General features: G+C 54.3%; 17 protein-coding genes and 1 tRNA gene. 7 read left to right on the forward strand and 11 right to left on the reverse strand.

Features of this window, described 5'->3' with window-relative positions; genetic code table 11:
• Position 1: 1 nt before the first annotated feature.
• The 4 genes from AACP62_RS07135 to AACP62_RS07150 are packed head-to-tail and all read left to right on the forward strand — an operon-like array spanning position 2 to position 2,233.
• On the forward strand, positions 2–334 hold the full coding sequence (locus AACP62_RS07135; protein ID WP_015021764.1) for a small basic family protein: 333 nt from the start codon (positions 2–4) through the stop codon (positions 332–334).
• Positions 335–338: 4 nt separating this feature from the next.
• Positions 339–1,172, forward strand: a complete 834-nt coding sequence (locus AACP62_RS07140) for a DUF881 domain-containing protein (protein WP_081709102.1) — start codon at positions 339–341, stop codon at positions 1,170–1,172.
• Between the two features lie 6 nt (positions 1,173–1,178).
• Entirely contained in the window at positions 1,179–1,622 is a 444-nt protein-coding gene (locus AACP62_RS07145) for an FHA domain-containing protein (RefSeq protein ID WP_029678886.1), read from the forward strand.
• Positions 1,623–1,636: 14 nt separating this feature from the next.
• Positions 1,637–2,233 (forward strand): MerR family transcriptional regulator, encoded by a 597-nt coding sequence (locus AACP62_RS07150; RefSeq protein WP_029678885.1) that lies wholly within the window; start codon positions 1,637–1,639, stop codon positions 2,231–2,233.
• A 261-nt stretch (positions 2,234–2,494) separates the two neighbouring features.
• Here AACP62_RS07150 and AACP62_RS07155 read toward each other — a convergent pair whose 3' ends face one another.
• The 6 genes from AACP62_RS07155 to AACP62_RS07180 all read right to left on the reverse strand — a co-directional run bounded on the left by AACP62_RS07155 (position 2,495) and on the right by AACP62_RS07180 (position 10,103).
• Positions 2,495–3,226, reverse strand: a complete 732-nt coding sequence (locus AACP62_RS07155) for an HAD hydrolase-like protein (protein WP_339347386.1) — start codon at positions 3,224–3,226, stop codon at positions 2,495–2,497.
• Positions 3,219–3,566: an RNA polymerase-binding protein RbpA gene (locus AACP62_RS07160; protein ID WP_045935333.1), complete on the reverse strand. Its 348-nt coding sequence runs from the start codon at positions 3,564–3,566 to the stop codon at positions 3,219–3,221. Before AACP62_RS07160 ends, AACP62_RS07155 begins: the two co-directional genes overlap by 8 nt.
• Before the next feature lie 84 nt (positions 3,567–3,650).
• Entirely contained in the window at positions 3,651–6,215 is a 2,565-nt protein-coding gene (locus tag AACP62_RS07165; protein ID WP_339347389.1) for a DEAD/DEAH box helicase, read from the reverse strand.
• A 25-nt stretch (positions 6,216–6,240) separates the two neighbouring features.
• Entirely contained in the window at positions 6,241–6,552 is a 312-nt protein-coding gene (locus tag AACP62_RS07170) for a hypothetical protein (protein WP_339347391.1), read from the reverse strand.
• Between the two features lie 21 nt (positions 6,553–6,573).
• Entirely contained in the window at positions 6,574–8,529 is a 1,956-nt protein-coding gene (locus AACP62_RS07175; protein ID WP_339347393.1) for a helix-turn-helix transcriptional regulator, read from the reverse strand.
• Positions 8,530–8,672: 143 nt separating this feature from the next.
• Positions 8,673–10,103, reverse strand: coding sequence for a UTP--glucose-1-phosphate uridylyltransferase (locus tag AACP62_RS07180; RefSeq protein ID WP_339347395.1), 1,431 nt, complete (start codon positions 10,101–10,103; stop codon positions 8,673–8,675).
• 178 nt (positions 10,104–10,281) lie between these two features.
• On the opposite strand from AACP62_RS07180, the gene AACP62_RS07185 reads away from it, so the two are divergent.
• Positions 10,282–10,358: transfer RNA gene (locus AACP62_RS07185), tRNA-Pro, on the forward strand.
• 233 nt (positions 10,359–10,591) lie between these two features.
• Here the strand turns inward: AACP62_RS07185 and AACP62_RS07190 are convergent.
• The 5 genes from AACP62_RS07190 to AACP62_RS07210 all read right to left on the reverse strand — a co-directional run bounded on the left by AACP62_RS07190 (position 10,592) and on the right by AACP62_RS07210 (position 16,585).
• Entirely contained in the window at positions 10,592–11,149 is a 558-nt protein-coding gene (locus AACP62_RS07190) for an ATP-binding cassette domain-containing protein (RefSeq protein ID WP_339347397.1), read from the reverse strand.
• A gap of 552 nt (positions 11,150–11,701) precedes the next feature.
• The gene (locus AACP62_RS07195; RefSeq protein WP_339347399.1) at positions 11,702–13,390 is read right to left on the reverse strand and encodes an MBL fold metallo-hydrolase; all 1,689 of its coding nucleotides are present in this window, start codon (positions 13,388–13,390) and stop codon (positions 11,702–11,704) included.
• Positions 13,391–14,965: 1,575 nt separating this feature from the next.
• Complete coding sequence (locus tag AACP62_RS07200) at positions 14,966–15,232, reverse strand: ribbon-helix-helix domain-containing protein (RefSeq protein ID WP_339347401.1); 267 nt, start codon at positions 15,230–15,232, stop codon at positions 14,966–14,968.
• Positions 15,233–15,915: 683 nt separating this feature from the next.
• Positions 15,916–16,104: a helix-turn-helix transcriptional regulator gene (locus AACP62_RS07205; RefSeq protein WP_339347402.1), complete on the reverse strand. Its 189-nt coding sequence runs from the start codon at positions 16,102–16,104 to the stop codon at positions 15,916–15,918.
• Positions 16,097–16,585, reverse strand: coding sequence for a hypothetical protein (locus tag AACP62_RS07210; RefSeq protein ID WP_339347404.1), 489 nt, complete (start codon positions 16,583–16,585; stop codon positions 16,097–16,099). The genes AACP62_RS07205 and AACP62_RS07210 overlap by 8 nt, the downstream gene beginning before the upstream one ends.
• Positions 16,586–17,770: 1,185 nt before the next feature.
• Between AACP62_RS07210 and AACP62_RS07215 the strand changes: the two genes are divergently transcribed.
• Complete coding sequence (locus tag AACP62_RS07215) at positions 17,771–18,502, forward strand: glycosyltransferase (RefSeq protein ID WP_339347405.1); 732 nt, start codon at positions 17,771–17,773, stop codon at positions 18,500–18,502.
• Positions 18,499–18,771 carry a hypothetical protein gene (locus AACP62_RS07220; protein ID WP_339347406.1) on the forward strand — a complete coding sequence of 91 codons (273 nt, stop codon included), beginning with the start codon at positions 18,499–18,501 and terminating at the stop codon, positions 18,769–18,771. The genes AACP62_RS07215 and AACP62_RS07220 overlap by 4 nt, the downstream gene beginning before the upstream one ends.
• The last annotated feature ends 64 nt before the right edge of the window (positions 18,772–18,835 follow it).

The raw sequence follows: 18,835 nt of genomic DNA on the forward strand, positions 1-18,835 counted from the left end.
CATGTCGGCAATTCTCGGCCTGATCCTAGGCGTGGTGGCGGGCATCTTCCTCAAGCCCGACATTCCCATCGTCCTGCAGCCCTACCTGCCCATTATGGTGGTGGCGGCCCTGGATGCATTGATGGGCGCGGTCCGTTCCTACTTCGAGCGCAGCTTCTCGGACCGGGTCTTCGTGGTCTCCTTCATCTCCAACGTGATCACCGCCACTCTGCTGGTCTTCCTGGGCAACCAGCTTGGCGTGGGCTCCCAGCTGTCCACGGCCGTCATAGTGGTTCTGGGCATCCGCATCTTCTCCAACGTCTCCGCTATTCGGCGGTTCATTTTCAAGGGGTGATCATATGAGACACACCCTCAGGAAGAAACGCGATGAACAGATGCCCAAGAGTATCCCACCCAGGCGGCCTGGGCGGGTCAGGGCCCCATCCGACGATACGCAGACCGGCGCTTTCCCTGTGGTTCGCCGGAGGCCTCTGCGCACACTCAACTCCAACGCCACCAGGGTCAGGCTGGTCACCAGCGTCCTGGTTGCCCTTATGTGTGCGCTGCTGGGCTTCGGGTACGCCGTCCAGGTGCGCAATAACCAGTCCTCCTACCAGAGCCTGTCCGAGGAAGAGCTGGTGCGGGTGCTGGACGAGACCAGCAATCAGGTCGACAAGCTGGAGGAGCGCAAGAGCCAGCTCAACCAGCAGCTTACCTCGATTAAATCTGCCGCCGACAAGCAAAAGGAGGCCGCCCGCATCGCCCAGCAGAACGAACAGAGCAGTGGCATTCTGTCCGGACGGCTGCCTGCACAGGGCAGGGGAGTGGTGGTGAGGGTCACCGAGGACAGTGATCGTGTGGATGCCTCCACCATGTTCAACCTGATTGAGGAGCTGCGCAACGCCGGGGCCGAGGTCATATCCTTCAATGATGTCCGGGTGGTCACCAACACCTATCTGCTGGATACCCGCACCGGCCTGCAGTGCGACCACGCCAAGTTGCACAGCCCCTATGTCGTCAAGGCCATCGGGGACCCGGACAGCCTACAGAACGCCATTCAGATCGCCGGGGGAGTGGGCTCGCGGATCAAGGTGCAATTCCATGCATCCGTATCGGTGGACCAGTCCGATAGTGTCAGAATCGACCAGGTTCGACGCGTGCAGGACTATCAGTATGCAAAGCCTGTAGAATAGGCAATTATGACAGATCCTATTCCCACTGCGGGCGAGACGACCATCATCGGCATGCCGGCCCTGAACATTCCAGTCACCTCCAACGGTGACCGTCCACTTACCAAGGACGATCTGGAGACCATGGCCCGATTGCCTGAGGGTACAGCCCTGCTGATCTCCACCAGGGGAGCGGTGTCGGGATCGCGCTATCTGCTGGACGAAGACCAGGTCAGTGTGGGCCGCGATCCGAAGGCGGACATTCTGTTGGACGACTCGACGGTCTCCCGGGCGCACGCCATATTCGTACGGACCGATCATGGCTTCCGTGTCGAGGACACGGGCAGCCTCAACGGCACCTACGTCAATCGCGAACGCGTGGATCAGGCCGACCTGCACAACGGAGATGAGATCATGATCGGCAAGTTCAGGCTGGTTTACTTCGATAACCGGGCAGTCATCGCCAAGAGCTGACAGGGGGCAATGACATGGCCGATGAGATGCCGGCGCTGGTCCAAGGTGAACTCTTTTCGGCTGAGCAGGCCGAGGGCACAACTCGAGGCTACCGGGGCACGGTCGCGGCCAAGGTGGCAGGCATCACCTATCGACAGCTGGATTATTGGGCTCGGAAGCGGATTGTAGAGCCCTCGATCAAGGCCTCGCATGGCTCAGGCTCCCGTAGACTTTATTCCTTCAAAGATGTGGTTATTCTGGCTGTTCTCAAGCGCCTTCTGGATGCCGGTGTCAACCTGGTCAACGCTACGAGCACTGTGGCTTACCTTGAGCGTCGAACTGTGGGTCAGCTTGAGCATGTGACCGTGGTTTGCGACGGTGATCAGGTCACCGAATGCTCAGGCCCGGATCAGGTCTTCGCGTTGATGCAGTCCGGGCGCGCCGTTTTTGCTGTCTCTGTGGGCGCTATCTGGCATCGGATGGATCTGGAATTGCAGACCTGCGATCACGTGGATTTGACTACCGGACAGCTGACCCCAGGACTGCCCGAGCGGCCCATTGACGAGCTGACGGCCATGCGCCTGCGCCAGCGTCTGGAGCACCAGCATGAGCAGCGTCAGCGGGCTGCATGAATCGACGAGGACAGCATTGAGCGAACGGCATGTGGCGGCGTAAATGGGGGAGAAAAACGATAAGTAATTTGACATAACGTACATTATCGGCTTATTAGGTCAAGATTACGATTTTCTCATTTTTCAGTGATTCATGGTCGATTTCTTGTGGTCAGACTTGGTGACGTTTCACTAGCTTCACTCACAGATGGCAAAGGGCCACCCAGGTAATCTCGGGTGGCCCTAGGTGGTCCTAAAAGGCAGGATACAGTTCTGGTCGACTCAGTGCTGAGTCTGGTCTTTGCCGAAGTATTCCTCGGCAGCCTGGCACAATTGGTTGACTTGGTTGATGACTCGATAGCAGCCGTGAGACTCAAGTTCTCCGGGCTCGGCATAACCCCAGCCGCATCCCAGGCAGTCCAGACCGGTTTCCTGCGCACCATCAGCATCAGTCCAGCGATCGCCGACCATAAGGGCTCGGTCGCCGAGCTTTACATTGAAGCCAATCTGCTCTAGTGCGTAGGTGATGACCTGGGCTTTGGTAATCCGCGTGGAATCCTTGCTGGCGCCAAAGACGCCATCTACCAGTGGCGTCAGTCCGAAGTGGTCACAGACCGGTAGGGCCTGATACTCAGGCTTGCAGGTGGCCACAGCCAATGTCAGACCATGCTCGCGCATACGATTCAGCTGTTCGGGGATGCCGTCGAAGACTGTGGCGAGCAGGCGTCCAGGGATGTGTTGTCCTGGATGTTCCGGATCCTCGAATGTTGCTATCTCGCTGTAATAGCGCCGGTATATCTGTACGCCCCTGTCGAGGTCTTCCTCCCTGACGCCGTTGCGGCGCAACGATACTTTCACGGCCGGTCCGATGAATCTGCGAAGCTCGCTTTCATCGGGCACGGTATAACCGAGATCTTTAAAGGTTTGTACCACGGAAGCGATAATGCCCGGATGCGAGGCGGTCAGGGTGCCGTCCAGATCCAAGAGAACCAGACGGCGCGGTGATTTACTCATAGTCAGGGAACCATCCTTCGCGATGCATTTTCAGGCGCTTGTCCAAAACGGCCTTGAGCTCGTCCTCGGACCGACGCTCCAGCAGCATGTCCCAGTGGGTCCTGGTCGGCTTGCCGGTCTTGCCGGACTCCTGCTCGTCGTGTCCCTCAAGGTGAGCGATCTGCCCGCAGCGGCACTCCCACTCCTGCGGCACTTCTGCACCCTCAGCCAGCGGCAGAATGGTCCGATGGCCCTTGGGGCAGATGTAGGCGACCTCGCTGCGTGCCGCGAAGTCCACATTCTGATCGGATTCCAGGGACTTCGCCCCAATGCTCATGCCGCGAAGACTGCGCTCTGCCATGATTCCTCCATACTCGTGTCCGTCACTGCCTCCAAGCTACAGAACAGTGTTGACCTGGAACTTATTCCCTGATTGGGCCCGTGTTCACTCCACGCCGGTGTAAGCCACAATGCCGCGATTGACCTGGTCGGCGGCGATGCTGGCAGTCCTGGCCAGGTGATGCCCTCCCCTGCCCAGGTAGGGTTCCACCTGGACGATCTGGGTGAGCACATCGGACAGGCGTTTGGCGTTGCGCACGAAGTCCCCCGCCGTCAGGTCGCTGTCGCGCAGGATGGTGGTCAGCGAGTCGCCACAGGCCCAGTCGTAGATGGTCGGCCCCAGGCCAAAGTCAAGTTCCGGGGGCAGTTCCAATCCGGCCTGATCGCAGCGTTCCTGCACCTGGGACCACTGACGCTTCATATCCTCCATGGCCTCAACCAGCCCGGAAGCCCGATATCCGGCCCTCTCCCCCGGCTGCTCCCCTACCCCACGGCGGGATTCATAGACCAGTCCGGAGACTGCGGCCGCCAGCTCGGGGGGTTCCAGATCATTGAGGATGCCCCGATCCAGAATCTCGGCAAGGCTCAGATCCTGCTCGCTGTAAATGCGCCTGAGCAGTTGGCCCTTCCGGGTCAGTCGGCAGTCGTCAGGATCCACGGGGCGGGTGTAGCGCAGGTCGGCCAGAATCTGGCAGATCCTGTCGAACTGGCGTGAGACCGACCCTGTTTTGGATTCGTACTGCTCCCGGGTGCGCTGCAGCTCCTTGTCCATGCGAATCCATCGGTTCCCCCAGCGCAGGTGCTTGGGCAGGTCCGGGCACTGGCGGCAGGGATGGTTGCGCTCCTGCTCGCGCAGCTGGTCGATGTGCCGGTCAAGGTCACGGAATGACCGGTCGCGGGCCTTCTCGCTGGTGAATCGTTGCCGCTTCAGGCGGCGGCGATCATTCTTCTGGGCCGAGGAGAGGGCTGAACGGATGCGCATGAACTCGATCAGATCGCCACGGCTGCACTGGGCGGCCTTCCGGTAGTCCTCCAGGCCGCTGGTCAGGGTTTCGATGCGTTCCTCCAGCTCCGAGGCCGATCGATTGGCCTCCCACTGGGCAAAGGAATGGTCCAGGGTGTCCCGGGCACGCGTGTAGCTGGAGGAATTGAGCAGGTTGACGGCCATGTTGAAGGTAGGCCGGAAGCTGGAGTGCAGCGGGTAGACCCTCCTGCTGGACAGGGCCGCCATGGTCCTGGGGCTGAAATCCCGGTGGTCGACCACCACCACATGGCCGATGTCGTCGATGCCGCGCCGGCCGGCCCGACCGGTCAGCTGGGTGAACTCGCCGGGCGTCAGGGTCACATGCCCGGTGCCGTCGAACTTCTCCAGCTTCTCGACCACGACGCAGCGGGCGGGCATGTTGATGCCCAGGGCCAGGGTTTCGGTGGCGAAGACCACCTTGAGCAGCCCTAACTCGAACAAATGTTCGACTATCTGACGGAAGAGGGTGACTACGCCGGCGTGATGGGCGGCGAAGCCCTGCTCCAGAGCGAAGCGGAACTGGGAGAATCCCAACGCTTTGAGATCCTCCTTGCTGAGCTGTCCTGCTGCCATGGAGTCCACGATGTGTCGTATGCGGCGGGCTTCCTCGTCGGTGGTCAGCTGCAACCCCGCCCGAATGCACTGCTGGACGGCCTGGTCGCAGCCGGTGCGGGAGAAGATGAAGTAGATGCCGGGCAGCATGTCCATGAAGTCCAGCTCATCGACCACGTCGGCCCGGCTTGGACGGTACCGCTCCCCCATCCGCCGCTCCGGTCTGCCGCCTCGGCCATGGCGATGATGATGCCCCTTGTCGCGGGCCTGGATGCGCTCCTGTCCGGCCTTGTCCAACTGGGCCAGCCGGGAGACCAGACGCGGGTTGATTTTTGGTGTCTGCTTTCCAGATCCATCATGCCGATACAGGTCCAGGATCTCGGGCTCGGTGTGTCTGTCGGCCTGGACCAGGACATGCTGCTCCAGCGGCACCGGCCTGCGCTCGGAGACCACCAGATGGGTGCGTCCACGCACCGAGGATATCCAGTCGGAGAATTCCTCCACGTTGGACACGGTGGCAGACAACCCCACAATGCGGGTGGAGGCCGGAAGATGAATGATGACCTCCTCCCAGACCGGCCCCCGGAAGCGGTCGGCCAGATAGTGGACCTCGTCCAGGATCACGTACTTCAGGGCCGTCAGGGTGGAGGACCGTTCATAGAGCATGTTGCGCAGGACCTCGGTGGTCATGACCACGATGTCCGCCTCGGAGTTGATGGAGGTGTCACCGGTCAGCAGCCCCACCCGGTCCTCACCGTAGCGGTCGACCAGGTCATGGTATTTCTGGTTGCTCAGCGCCTTGATGGGGGTGGTGTAGAAGGTCTTGACGTTCTGCTCCTGGGCCAGGAATACGGCGAAATCGGCCACGATGGTCTTGCCGGCGCCGGTCGGAGCGGCCACCAGGACATTGTCGCCATCCTCCAGGGCGGTGATGGCCTCCAGCTGGAAGTCATCCAGGGGGAAGGGCAGCTTGGACTGAAAGCGTGCTGGCGCTCCGGTCATGCGTTTGCGGTGACGACTGAAGCGGGCGTAGCGTTCCGCCGGCCCCGGTTCGGATGCTGATGAATCCTGTCCGTGGTGACGATGACCTGACATGTTCCTCCAAGAACTACCTATTGAACTACTTCCACCGCCGCCAGATGCGGCCGTGGTTCCTCCTGCGCTGCTCCTTGCGCTCCAGCACCAGGGCATGGGCCTGGCTGTATCGCTCGGTTGACTGCGACAGGGGCAGGGCGAAGGCCGGACCTTTGGTCCTATCCGTTGCCTGGGACTGCCCTGCTGCCGGGGGCTGCGGCATGTGACGGTTCAGATCGTCCGAGACCCGCCCTATGGAGCGGCTGGCTGCCATGGCGTGGCGGATGGCGTAGACGGCTCCGCCGATCAGCATGGCCAGCATGAAGATCACCAGAAGGATCCAGATCCATCCAGGCATGGCACTCCTCTCCGACCGGGACTAGTGCCGGTCCTGCTCCTTGTCGTGAGCGTCGCTGATGGTGATCTCGCGCTGGGCACGGGCCAGGATCATGGTGCGCAGGGTCTTGGGCGCCACTGCGGTGATGTGCTTGGCGTGGGCGATGCAGAAGGCCACGAACCAGGAGTCCGAGGAAACGGTCAGGTGAACCTTCTGCCCGGACCCGCAGGGCTCCACAGAGGCACCCGGCAGGGACTTGATGTAGGGCAGGTCCGGCCGGTCGGTGATGAAGACCGCAGCCGTGCCGTTGTCGAAGGACCACTTGCGCAGCTCACTGACAGGCACATCCGGGAACTCCACCTTGTGGCTGGGCTTGACGATGGTTGCATGTTCGATTCTGGCGATTCGCAGAACCTGCCACTGCCGGTTGCGTCCGGTGCCCTGCTTGAGGTGGCGGCTGGAATCCGAGGGAGCATCCGCGGCCTCGGTGCCCTCCGCTGCATCGCCGATATCGGTCCAGGCGGCGACATAGTAGACACCCTCATCCACGAAGATCTTGGCGGGGGCCACCACCTTGCGGCGGGTCCGGCCGGCGGCGTCCGTGTACTCCATGTCCAGCAGGGACTCGGTCTTGATGGCCCGGCGTACCACCGAGAAACTCTTGGGCTCGGTCTCGTACCCGGTAAGGGAGAGCCAGGGTGTCTCGCCCGGCCCGACATGCTTGCGCAGGCGCTGGTAGAGCGACTCGGCCTGGGTCCGGGACTGCTCGGGCAGCAGGGGCGAATGGGCCAGGTAGTTGAGCGAGGCGGTCAGCATGCTCAGGTACTGGGGTGAAATGCCTGCCAGTCGCTCCAAGCCCAGCGAGTTGGTGGCCGAGACGATGCCGCTGTCATCCAGCAGGGACCAGTCGATGTCGAAGAACTGGCTGCCGGCCATCTCCCCGTCATCCGAAACCGTGGTCAGGGTGTTGATGTCCTTGTGGATGGTATTGACGTATTTGCGCAGCTCTTCCTTGCTGTTCGGGTGGCCGATGAAGCGATCGGCCAGCTCGGCCAGGGAGAACTCCTCGCCCAGATGTGCGGACAGGAAGAGCATGAGCCGCAGGCGGCGGTCCACCTCGGATCCGGTCTGGAAGGAGGATGCGCTGGCCCGGCGGGCGTGCCGAAGGTCCGTGTCGTCGTCGCTCAGGTCGCTGGCGAAATGCTCGACGCTGGTCCGGGCGATCTCCGGGGAGATGACCGTTGCCGCGCCGGGGCTCTGCGACTCGTCGGCCAGCTTGAAGCGGGTGGCTGCATCCAAGCGCCTACGGAAGGCGTCTGCGGCCTCCTGCGGGCTGACGATGGAGGCATCGGGGTGTTCCAGGACGAACATGGCCAGATCGTCCGAGTCGGCATAGGCCACGTTCAGGTTCTCCCCGTCCACGTCCACTGTGGCGGCGAAGCGGCGGGAATCGATGACCTTGACCAAGTTGTCGGGAATGCGCTGAGTACCCAGCCCAGGGGCTATGGAGTCCAGACCCAGTCCGGGGATGGGCACCTGCGGCACGCGGGGCGTGGTGCGCGAGACCGGTCGGGTCGGCTCCTCGCAGGCCTCCTGGGACATGGCAATGGATCGCGCAAGGTAGTTGGCCGCAGCCAGTACCGGCATGTCCTCCTGATTGAAGTGCATGCGGATGCGTGGCTCGTCCCCCAGCTGCAGACGGTAGGAGGCGAAATCCTGCCCCTCGGACTTGGAGGAATACTCGGGCTGACGGGATTCAATGGCTATGCCCATGGCCGCCAGCTTGGCCCGGTCACGTTGGAACTGCTTGGCGAAGGCTGCCTTGGCGGCCTGGTCGGCCAGCTCGCCGTAGGAGTCGGCATAGGCCTTGACTCGCTGCGCTATTTGCCGTGATGTAAGCCATTGCGGGAAAGCGGACGATAAGACGGCTAGGACATCAAGTTCGTGCTTGCCCCACTTATCCGAGAAACGCCGTCTTCCGTTCGTGCCTTCTGCCATCAGTCCTCGCGTATCGTTAAAATTTATGTATCAGTGCGCCTAACGCACGTCTACCTATCATAGATTGATTTTCAGGACCGTGGGAACCAAACACCCAAATACGGTCCCTTTTCTTGACAGGCTGAACCCTGTTGCGCCTGGCCTTAGACCCACTCGTCCGGTTCGATGCCCTGAGGTCCCACATACTGACCATTGGGCACGTATGAGGAGCGTCCCTGGTCGCTCAGGTGGGCATCCGCATACAGGGTCACATCCCTGCCGAAGGTCCAGTCCCCCTCGATGGTGACCGAGTTGGCAGCCGCCAGGCTGGGAACCCCGTAGGGGAAGCGCTCGTCGAAGTCGGCGATGTACTTGTAGTAGCGTTCATCCAGCTGGACGTTGGGGAAATCGTAGTTGCCGTCCTCCATTTCATAGGAGTCGGTCAGGTGGAAGCGGTCGGAGCGCATGATGAACAGGTCGTCGGTGGTCTTGACCGGCAGGAAGCGCATACGGTCCACCTGCACGCAGATGGCCCCCTCGAAGAGCGTGGCGGCAGAGCCCATGGCGGTCTCCAGCTGCACCACGGGGCGGGTGGAAGGATCGGTGGGGTCGACGGTCTTCCGGTTCTCGATGATGGGCAGAGGCAGCACGCCGTCGTATTCAGTCAGCTTGTCGCGCAGGGCATCGACCCTGACCCAGATGCTGTTGGTGTTGAAGTAGGGGTGCTTGCGGATGGACATGGCCGAGCTGCGGTCATGCGGGTCCACCTGGGACATCTCCCGCAGGATGAGGCGTCCGCTGGCCTTGTCGATGACGATGTGGCCGCCCTTGCGATCAGCCTCGGTCCGCTTGGCCACCTCGATCATGAAGGGCGCTCCGGATTGGGCGAAATAGCCGGCCAGGGTCCTTGAAGGCCGGGCGCCCAGATTGTCGGAGTTGGAGATGAACAGGTAGTCGATTCCCTGTTTCTTGAGCGTGTCCAGCAGACCGGTCTCCCAGATGGTCGAGAAGATGTCGCCGTGGCCGGGAGGGCACCATTCCAAATCGGGCTTGGCTGGGAAGTCGACCGGACGGCCGGTGTCGGAGTCGATTTTGGGCTCGATATGCTGAATGATCTCCATGGGCACATCGTTCTGGACGAAACGGCGATCCTGCTTGACTACGCGCATGGTGTCACGCGAGGTTCGGAAGGAGTTCATGAAGATAAGCGGCAGCGGCACCCCCAGGCGCTTGCGGGCAGTCAGTACCTGGCCCATGATGATGTCCAGAAAGCGCATCCGACGGGCCTTGTGGCGACGGATGGGCAGCAGGGACTTGGCCTTTTCCAGGCCCATGGAGGTGCCCAGCCCTCCGTTGAGTTTGATGAAGGCGGTGCGGGAGAATGCGTCCAGGGCCATGTCCATGTCCATGGTGTCGTGGATGTCCTTGGTGCGGGGCACGTCCTTGAGCGGGGTGACGTCCTTCTCACGCACGCAGGCCTTGGCATCTCCCCGTTCCCAGGTTTCGTAAAGGTGCTTGAACTGGTTGATGGAGACTTCGCTCATGCCCTTGTCGCGCATCTTCGCGGCCGAAAGGTCGAAAACGTCTGTGCTCATGGAACCCCTTCCGGGCTGGGACGACTTGCGGCCGACGCGGGTTGCGCCGACCGTTCAGAATAATGATAGCAAGTCGATCATGTGCCCGGTCTGTCCGGACTGGTCTGCCGGGACTCGCCGGACCGTTGTCGGCCCGGTGACGCTGTGCTACTATCTCTACTCGGTGCTGATGCACCGTCGGGCCGTAGCGCAGTTTGGTAGCGCACTTGACTGGGGGTCAAGGGGTCGCGGGTTCAAATCCCGCCGGCCCGACCATATAGCAATGATTCCAAGGTCTTAGGCCTTGGAATTATTTATTATCTGTATTCTCCGCATCGGGCACATATTTGACTTATCACTGATACTTCTCATTTCTTTGCTCTTTTAGTTGTACTGTGTTGTGGCGGATTAGGGAGGCATTTTATCTGAAAGATACATGGCAACCGGTATTTCACTAACTCGCGTCCCCTGCCCAGCACACCAATATCGGGCAACCAGATGTCCTGGAATCATTCGGCCTCCGAGCGGATTGAACTTACAGTGTCCAAGAGGTCTTCATCATGGGAGACGATTACTAGAGCTCCTTGGTAGGATGCCAGCACATTGGCCAGAGCAGCTTGAGAGTGAAGGTCTAGATGATTGGTCGGTTCATCCAGGATCAGCATCAGGGGATGCTTCAAGAATCCCAGGCACAGCAATAGTTTGCGAGCCTCGCCCGCAGAGAGTTTGTGACAGGCCAGAAGATCTTCTGGGTCGGAGTTGAGCTGGGCATAAACAGTCATCAATTTCTTTCGCTGAATCCCCGGCAGCGCGGTTGCGTCCTCCAGGGCTTTGTGTATGCGTGTCGGGCCAATGATTTGAAGCAGGATCAGGCGGGGTAGATCCGTGGGCAGACCGGCGGCCAGCAGCTTGAGCAAGGTGGATTTGCCCCGTCCATTCGGATCACCGATGCCGATGTGGTCTTTCGGCCCGATGCTGATGGTTTCTATGACTGGTCCATGCTGGTTTTCTGCGGCTGCATTCTGGCGCAGATACAGACGGAAGCCCTCGATGCCATGCCTTCCCATTCAGTTACGTAGGTCACTGCCATCAACCCGGACTAGTTCACGTTTGTGGCCGGCTTCAACCTGCAGGCTCATGCTTCCGTCATAGCGTTTTGCGGCGGTCTGTAGGTCGGCGTTCCATCCGCTGGTCGCGGCGATGCTCGCGTCAGCCTGATGATAGCTGTGGGCTGCTGCTGTTCCCGAGGCCCCGGACCTTGCTAATTTCTGAGTATTCCGGGCATCATGGTCGTGTGGGTCGACTGTCCTCCCTGCTGTCTCAGAGCATCTGCATGCTGAAATTTCTGGAAACGGGCAGCCTTGAACCGATTGAGCCTGTCCAATTCCCGGCGGTTGCCATTCAATTCCTCCCGGGCATGACGGCCCTCGGTCTTCTCCTGCTCCCCGATCTGCGCCAGACTGCCTTTGAACTGAGTCAGCGTCAGCATATTGCCGGCCTGCGTGTGCCGTGTGCGGAAGACCAACGACCTAGGGCAGCTGGCGTCAATCAGGGCCCGGTCATAGGAGATCAGTATTATGCATACTAGCCTTCAGTTTCTGCCAAGCTCGCCATAATAGTCATCGAGTTAGTTTAGCCTGGTTACGAGAGGTCGTGAAAGGCCAACGAAGGACTTCATGGAAAGTCGTTTGTTTTTGATTGGATACTAAGATAGGGAGCATTCCTCCTTTGAGGATAGATGAGACTGCCTCAATACGCGGATGACCAAAATCTACCCTGTTTGGATCACAAGAAATTAAGCAAACGGCTCCCTCCAATCGAGAGGGTATTTTGGCAGTAGCAAAGCCATTGTGTGATCCATGATGAGGTGCTAAACAACATCCAACTTTTCCCAGTAGACTGCCTTGTTTTTCGAAATGTTTAATCAAATTGTCTGCTATTGCAGCATCTTCGAAGTTCATATCGCCAAAGCCTATCCAAGACCAGAAGAAATTTCGTTCAAGGAACGGTTGTTTATATGACTGCGATATCGTATTTGATCTGCGATATACATAATCCCAGTACAAATTACCCTTATGTCGTTCAGAGTGCAGTGGTTTATAGGACAGATTAGAGACAGGATAAAGATGTGCTAATATATCTTCTCTGATAGACTCACTTGTAAAAGACTCAGTAAGTGATTGCCTTTTCTTGTTAGAGGTCTCTCTCGCTGTGTGAACTAATAAATTTGCTACTTCATGCTCTAATTCGAATCTAGGGATTGACCAGTACCTGTATGGATGTGGATACAAAAAAGTTCTAATTTCTAGATTAGTATCCTGTAAATCATAACCAGAGTACATCGTTAGGCTGGTCATATTAACGTTAGCATAGCCGAAAACGTCTTTAAATTTGACTCTCTTTTTTTCTGTATCGCTACTATCTTCATCCTTATAGGGTAGATAAGTTTTTTTTGAAAATATTTCCTTAAATTGTTTTTCAATTTCATCTGAATTGCCTGAACATTTGTTAAGAACAACTTTAAGTTGATTATTTAGCTCTTTTTTGGCTGCATCCCAATATTTAGGTGGGTTAATACCTGGAGTGTTACAGTAAAATGCCATTTTCCAAAACGGATAATATCTATTTTTGTCTGCAATCAGTATTGGTCGACTATGACTAATTATTCTGGTGTTACTATTACCGTTGCCATTTTTCGTACTGTCCTCATTCTGAGACCTGTCATTGCCATCTGATTCGCCGGGAATAACGTCAATGATTGGTTCATCGTTATCATTTCTTCCAGATTCATTTGTAATATAAATAAACTGATCAGGTTTTTCATATTCTCTAAATAATTCATCGCAAAATCCGCCTGTCCCTCTCTCAGCAAGTGCTGCAATTAGCCTTATCCCATCTTCATTTCCGTTTGAGTAGCGTTTGTCTGAAAACCATTTATAAGCTAAAGCTGCAATCTCTACAGAATTGTCCTTAGGGGTTAACAGTGGTGCGACAAAGTGTCGAACTTTATTATTTTTGAGTAGTCTACCCATAAGATTGTAGTGGTCGGCATGAAAGTGAGATAAGACAAGATAATCTATTGTTCTGTTACAACGTGCAAGTCTACTATTAACTTCTTCAATACTTTGATAAGCTGTGTCATTTTTGTTTTTACGTTTACTAAAAGATCCCGCATCGTACACAATCGTTATTGGACGACATCCATAAGGTATTACTCGTATCTCTTCATAATGTAATAGACCTTGCCCAACTGCAAATGTCCACCGTTGCTGTTCTACATACTTCTCTCTTATTATTTGTTGTCTCATCTTACCTTGCCTAATTTCTTTATTTTTTAAGTTCTATAATACTAAAATGCCAGACTTGTCCAAATAGACACGATTACATCTTACCAACAAGAAACGTAATTCGGTATAGAAGACTTTGAAATCAGAATTGTTAAGAAGTTTAATCTGCGGGTTCTCACAGCTGCACAAGATAACGAGTACTAAAACGAAACAGATACGTAATGGTTATGAGCGAACTGAATAAAAATATACTAATTTATTGTAATGGTAAACGGTTAGTTAAGTATTAGTGCACTTGAAGTTGTACCAATTCGTTTATTGTTTAATCACAATATGATTTTATGATCTGGAAATCGTCAACAATTGCATAACCTTTAGTAGGTAAACCGAATTAATTCTGAGCAAGTTGGCAGATAATTGTAAGTGGGAATCTATACACACTTGATAAACAGATAACTAACAAATGCGTGTACAGAAAACTCTAGTACCTCCATATTGACTTTTACCTTGTACCATGATGAGGGGCTCTAATAGAGATAGGTCTATGGAAAAGTAAAGCTTCTGTTTTTAATGATCGATAACATGACTTGCCTGATATTGATATTTGGATTAAAGAAAGATATAGCGAAAATTCACTTATTGATTGGGCGACTTTTGTTTTGCTTGTTCTCCAAAGTAAATCAGCATTAAAAGCAATAATTCGAAAAGAACTAAAAATAGCAAGGCACAAATTCGCGCAAGATCTGATTGCGTCGAATCAAATTGAGTGAAAAGGCTAGGGAGTTCGTCGCTGTAATAGCCAGCCCGAATTTGTATGGCAGCTATGACAATCAAGCCTAATATGTTCACTACATTTATTATTATTGCAACCACTTTCATAATTACCCTTTTTCACCAGTATTCCCCTACATCCGCTAATGCTGATTAAATTTTAGGGTGTTTCGCTGGTTAGCGAATGTAGTCTGTACACTACCCTGACCGGCACAGGGTGAGTACGCGTTACGGGTGAATCTGAAGCATTGTCTATTTCAGCAACGCACGCTATTTCATTAAGTGGTAACGTTGATAAAACGGCATAGTGGGGATTTACCGCGTGATTACAAGCATTGCTTTATCTTTAACTTTCTATAGCTTGAACACGGTATCTCCTTCTGATATCTCGCTTTCCAAGCCAGAAACGCTTGGATGCAGAAAAGCTCTCTCGCCATGCATAGCAGGTATCGGACAAGCACGTAAACCGTGCGGTTTCATATAACTGAGCTGTTGTGGCCGCAACCGTGTTTCATTCTCCAGTGATGAAGCGCTCGCTGATATGGTGGCTACAACGTTCTCTCAAACCACCGGCACCGGCAGTTCGCTTCTATAGGTAGGATCAATCACTCTCTTTCGTTATCATTTCAAACTTGCCGCAGGCACAGACTGGCAGGGAGAACCATTAGAATTTATGCGGTTACACGTTGGAAGACATACATTTAGACATTGTTAAAGCAATGGCTCCCATGCTCAAATACTGTGTGCAGAGGGCTTTGCTGATTCAAGATTTGAATGCTTGCGTCAGATTCTTGCAGACGACCAGTCTTGGTATGCTGTTGAGTTTTAGTCCTGGAGAGCGCGGCTTAAGGTGTCCCGAAGGAACTGGGAACGATTTTCCTTCTTCGACTTAGCCTTGAGATCTATGGTCCGGAGAAGCGATTGCGGAAGCCTCACCGAGATCGTTGTCAGACCTTCATCTGATATGTGAGGACGTCCGGCCTTAATCGGCCCTACCCCACCATGCCAGCTCCCCTTCTCGTATTCGGCCGCCATGCAGTCGAGCATCTGGTCGTTTACATTGAAATAATTATTGACCTCTTTTCGGTCCATGATCATCTCCTATCAGTTCTTAAACGGCCACCATTTCTAAGGGCCTGCCCGTGAAGTCAAGGCCAATGGCTATCCATGAGCCAGACCCATCCAGTCTTGGTGCTAAGACAATGGCTGATTTCTATGCATGAATCAGATCGGCAGAATCAAGCTCTTGATATTTTTCAACAATTCGAAGGGTGCACAACTCGATTCGGTTCAATGTTCACAAGCGACACTCCCTCGTATGATAGAATATATAATTCTATGACAATATTAGGCGACAAGCCATAGCTCAGGGCATTTCTTTCTCTGACCCTTTCCCCTACAAACGAGTGGAATTGCCGGCAATTATCTGTGTGGAAGCGATACACATGTCTGACGCAGATCTGCTTTCTTTTGGGAGTCGCCGGTATTTTAGAGAACGCGAATGATGTGATTCAAGCTTCGCCGCTAAAGACGCAAGGGGGCATATTCGGAATTATGCTCTAACTGAACCGGTGAAATAGCAAAAGCAGTGTTTAGTTAGGATGCTTGGATTCTGGTTATAGGCATGTTCGAATGGCACTGGAACGTTAGTGACAAATGAAAAGTTGTGATTGTCTATCGTTCGTGATGGCACTTTTATAAGTATTATGCAAAAACAGTTCGGTTTGCTTTATTTGGTGATGCTTCACTGCCACAGCTTAAGAAATGGAGCGGGTTCAGGGTTGAAATATGTTCTCTATGGTTGAATCGAATACTTCGGCCATACGGAATGCTAGTGGAAGTGAAGGATCGAAATGGCCTTTTTCGATCGAAATTACCGTTTGGCGACTCACTCCCAGCTTTTTTGATAGCTGCTCCTGAGACCAGCCACGCTCCTTTCGCATTTTTGCCAGGCGGTTATTCATGATGGGCGAACCTCACAAATGCATACGACAGTGCAAGGATCAAGAGCATCGCTATTAGAACGCACACCAGCATGAGGGCCCATTGATCGGCTCCCATCAAATTGGCCAGCAGGCAACCGGCCGACACCAACACGATGACAATACGGTATGAAAGTTGCTCGGCCCTTCCGTACCAGTGGCTCTCTATGTTCTCTTCTGCATGCGGATTGGCTCCAGGCAAGGTATTGGGATCCATCAAAATTACCCACCAAAGGCTCACAGCTATAGGACAAAGTATTATAGCCACTATTAGAGCTTTGACCATCCTCGGTACGGACTGTGGCATGAAGCCAGCCAGAAGGATTCCCAGAACTATGCTGCTCGCCAGGCCTGGAATCAAAGCGGTTGTGAGCGCTGGCATCGAGCGGGAACCGAAACGAACAGTGCCAAACGATCTGGGTCGCACATTGACAGTTGCTTTACCGCTCTTTTCGTCCTTCATGGGTTTCTTCTTTGATAAGCTCAAATCAGGACCGGTCGACCTGAATGAGCATCAGAATAATGTAAAGCAAGCTTTACGTCAAGTCAATTTGACACCCATTATCTTGGTCTTGTTTACCAAGCGTCTTTTGTCGCCACATTGACAGTGGATCTCGAGACTGTTTTCGGTCTTACGGTCGTTGCGAAACCAGGCTGTTGGCGGAAAGCCATTCACAGCTATAAGCAAAAGATCTATCGTTCAAAACGAATTTGGGAACACCTTTGCTCCCTGTTATTGTAGAAATATTCATAGATTCACGCGTCAACCAAAGAAGATGGATGTGTTCGCTTTAACCAAGACTCGATGCATGGAAGGTCTCGTGACTTCATAATGATGAGAAAAGTGCTGTCTATACCGTTATATATAGGATTTTGTCTACTACTGATAGTGGCTATTTCCTGGGCGATAGGAAGACCTTGGAAGGACGTTGTAACAAGTCCTTACACGATAATTGGTTTAACCTGCGGAACGATAACATATTGTGCCATTGTGTTTGGTGTACCCTGGCTGCGCAGAAAGCTTGACGGTAATTGATGGCGCAAGTATTGCCGCCCTTAAGATTTTGTCATGTTAATGACACAGGTGACTATTAAGATGTAAGCCTGCTCGTCGTGTTGCCCGAGATACCTTTGTTGCTTGTAGCTTGCCTTTTTGTTTACTCTGAACTTGAGTGTCCGTTGAAGACACCTGTCGTCTTTTGTATCAGCAGAGGAAAGTCTGATCGCATTTGACTCTAGTTGTCATTAAGCGCGCTTGCGACAATCGCCAATCTATAGTGTTGTTTTACGGTTTCAGCAGGACTTGATTTAGGCCTACGAAGTAGGTAAACCCAAGGATGCTTAACTATGCTATGCATTGTTCATATAATTATTGCTTCATTATTCTTTATGTTATAGATACAGCTTAAATGTGCATGACCGTGGCCTCTTCCTAAACGCAATACATAAGTTGGTTTCGGTTTAATCCCTGTAGCAAGCCAAGCAGAACTATGCTAATCGTTCTAAATAAACGATATTGACTGCTGCTATTTGGTGCAGCCATGTCAGCAAACATTGAGAAATCCTCATGATTCTTTTTAAGGAGTCCAATCAGTTTATAAAGACAAGTTCGAGGAATATCCCAAGAAGCCGCTGTTTACTATGAGGCATGAACGCAACGGATATTCTCGAAAGAAACATTGCTGGGCAGCCCTATGTGCCTGACAGGTACTCCTTTGGCAACAGACAAATCCCACAAGGTGAGGTTGATTCGCCTGTCTTTTACGGCAGTCCAAAATCGGTCGACGCCGATATTGTCATTCCCATATACAACGAGGAGGTTCAGCTGGCTGACTCCGTATCCACCTTATGCAGTTTTCTGGATCGTCACTCCAGAGATCTGGCACCCTTCAGCTGGAATATCGTGATTGCAGACAACGCCAGCACACACGCCAGTTGGCAGATCGCCATGTCTTTGTGCGACTGGTGCCCCAACCAGGTTCGTGCCTTGCACCTCGTGAGAAAGGGCCGAGGGTACGCCCTGAAACAGGCCTGGCTCAGCTCCAGGGCAGCAGTCGTCGCATATATGGATGTGGATCTATCTACCGACATCGGTTCTACGGGCAGCCTTATTCTCCCCCTACTCCAAGGCGGGGCTGACATCGCCTTTGGCTCACGTCTTATGCCGCAATCTCAGGTCACCCGCTCCCCCAAACGTGAATTCATTTCGCGCACCTACAACCTCATGCTCCGCTCATATCTGGCGGTCTCCTTTCATGATGCCCAATGCGGTTTCAAGGCCATTACTGCTCAGGCTGCACATGTCCTGCTGCCGCAGGTGAAGGATGACGAGTGGTTCTTCGATACGGAGCTGCTTGACGAGCCCAGCAGGCCGGGATGACCATGTTGGAGCTTCCTGTTCATTGGGTGGAGGATGCCGGATCGACGGTCGACATTCCAGACACGGTAAAGAAGGATCTGGAGGGCATGCACCGGGTCAGGGAGGGTATGGATGCCCGAGCGGTCGAGGGGCTTCGCGTCGACCTGGACTCCCCTGCCATCTGGGATCAGATACGTCAGCATGAGCTGCGCGGATCCCTCTTGCCTGCAAAAGAGGAGGATTCGCATTCACCTATACGGAATCCAGGCGAAGAGACTGCCGCTTGTTGAGCGGCTGGCAGCAAACGAAACCTCATACATAAAGAGCAAACTTCACCTATCATGAACGCTTCAT

The sequence above is a fragment of the Bifidobacterium apis genome, from assembly GCF_036986835.1.
In the GTDB taxonomy this organism is placed as follows: domain Bacteria; phylum Actinomycetota; class Actinomycetes; order Actinomycetales; family Bifidobacteriaceae; genus Bombiscardovia; species Bombiscardovia apis_A.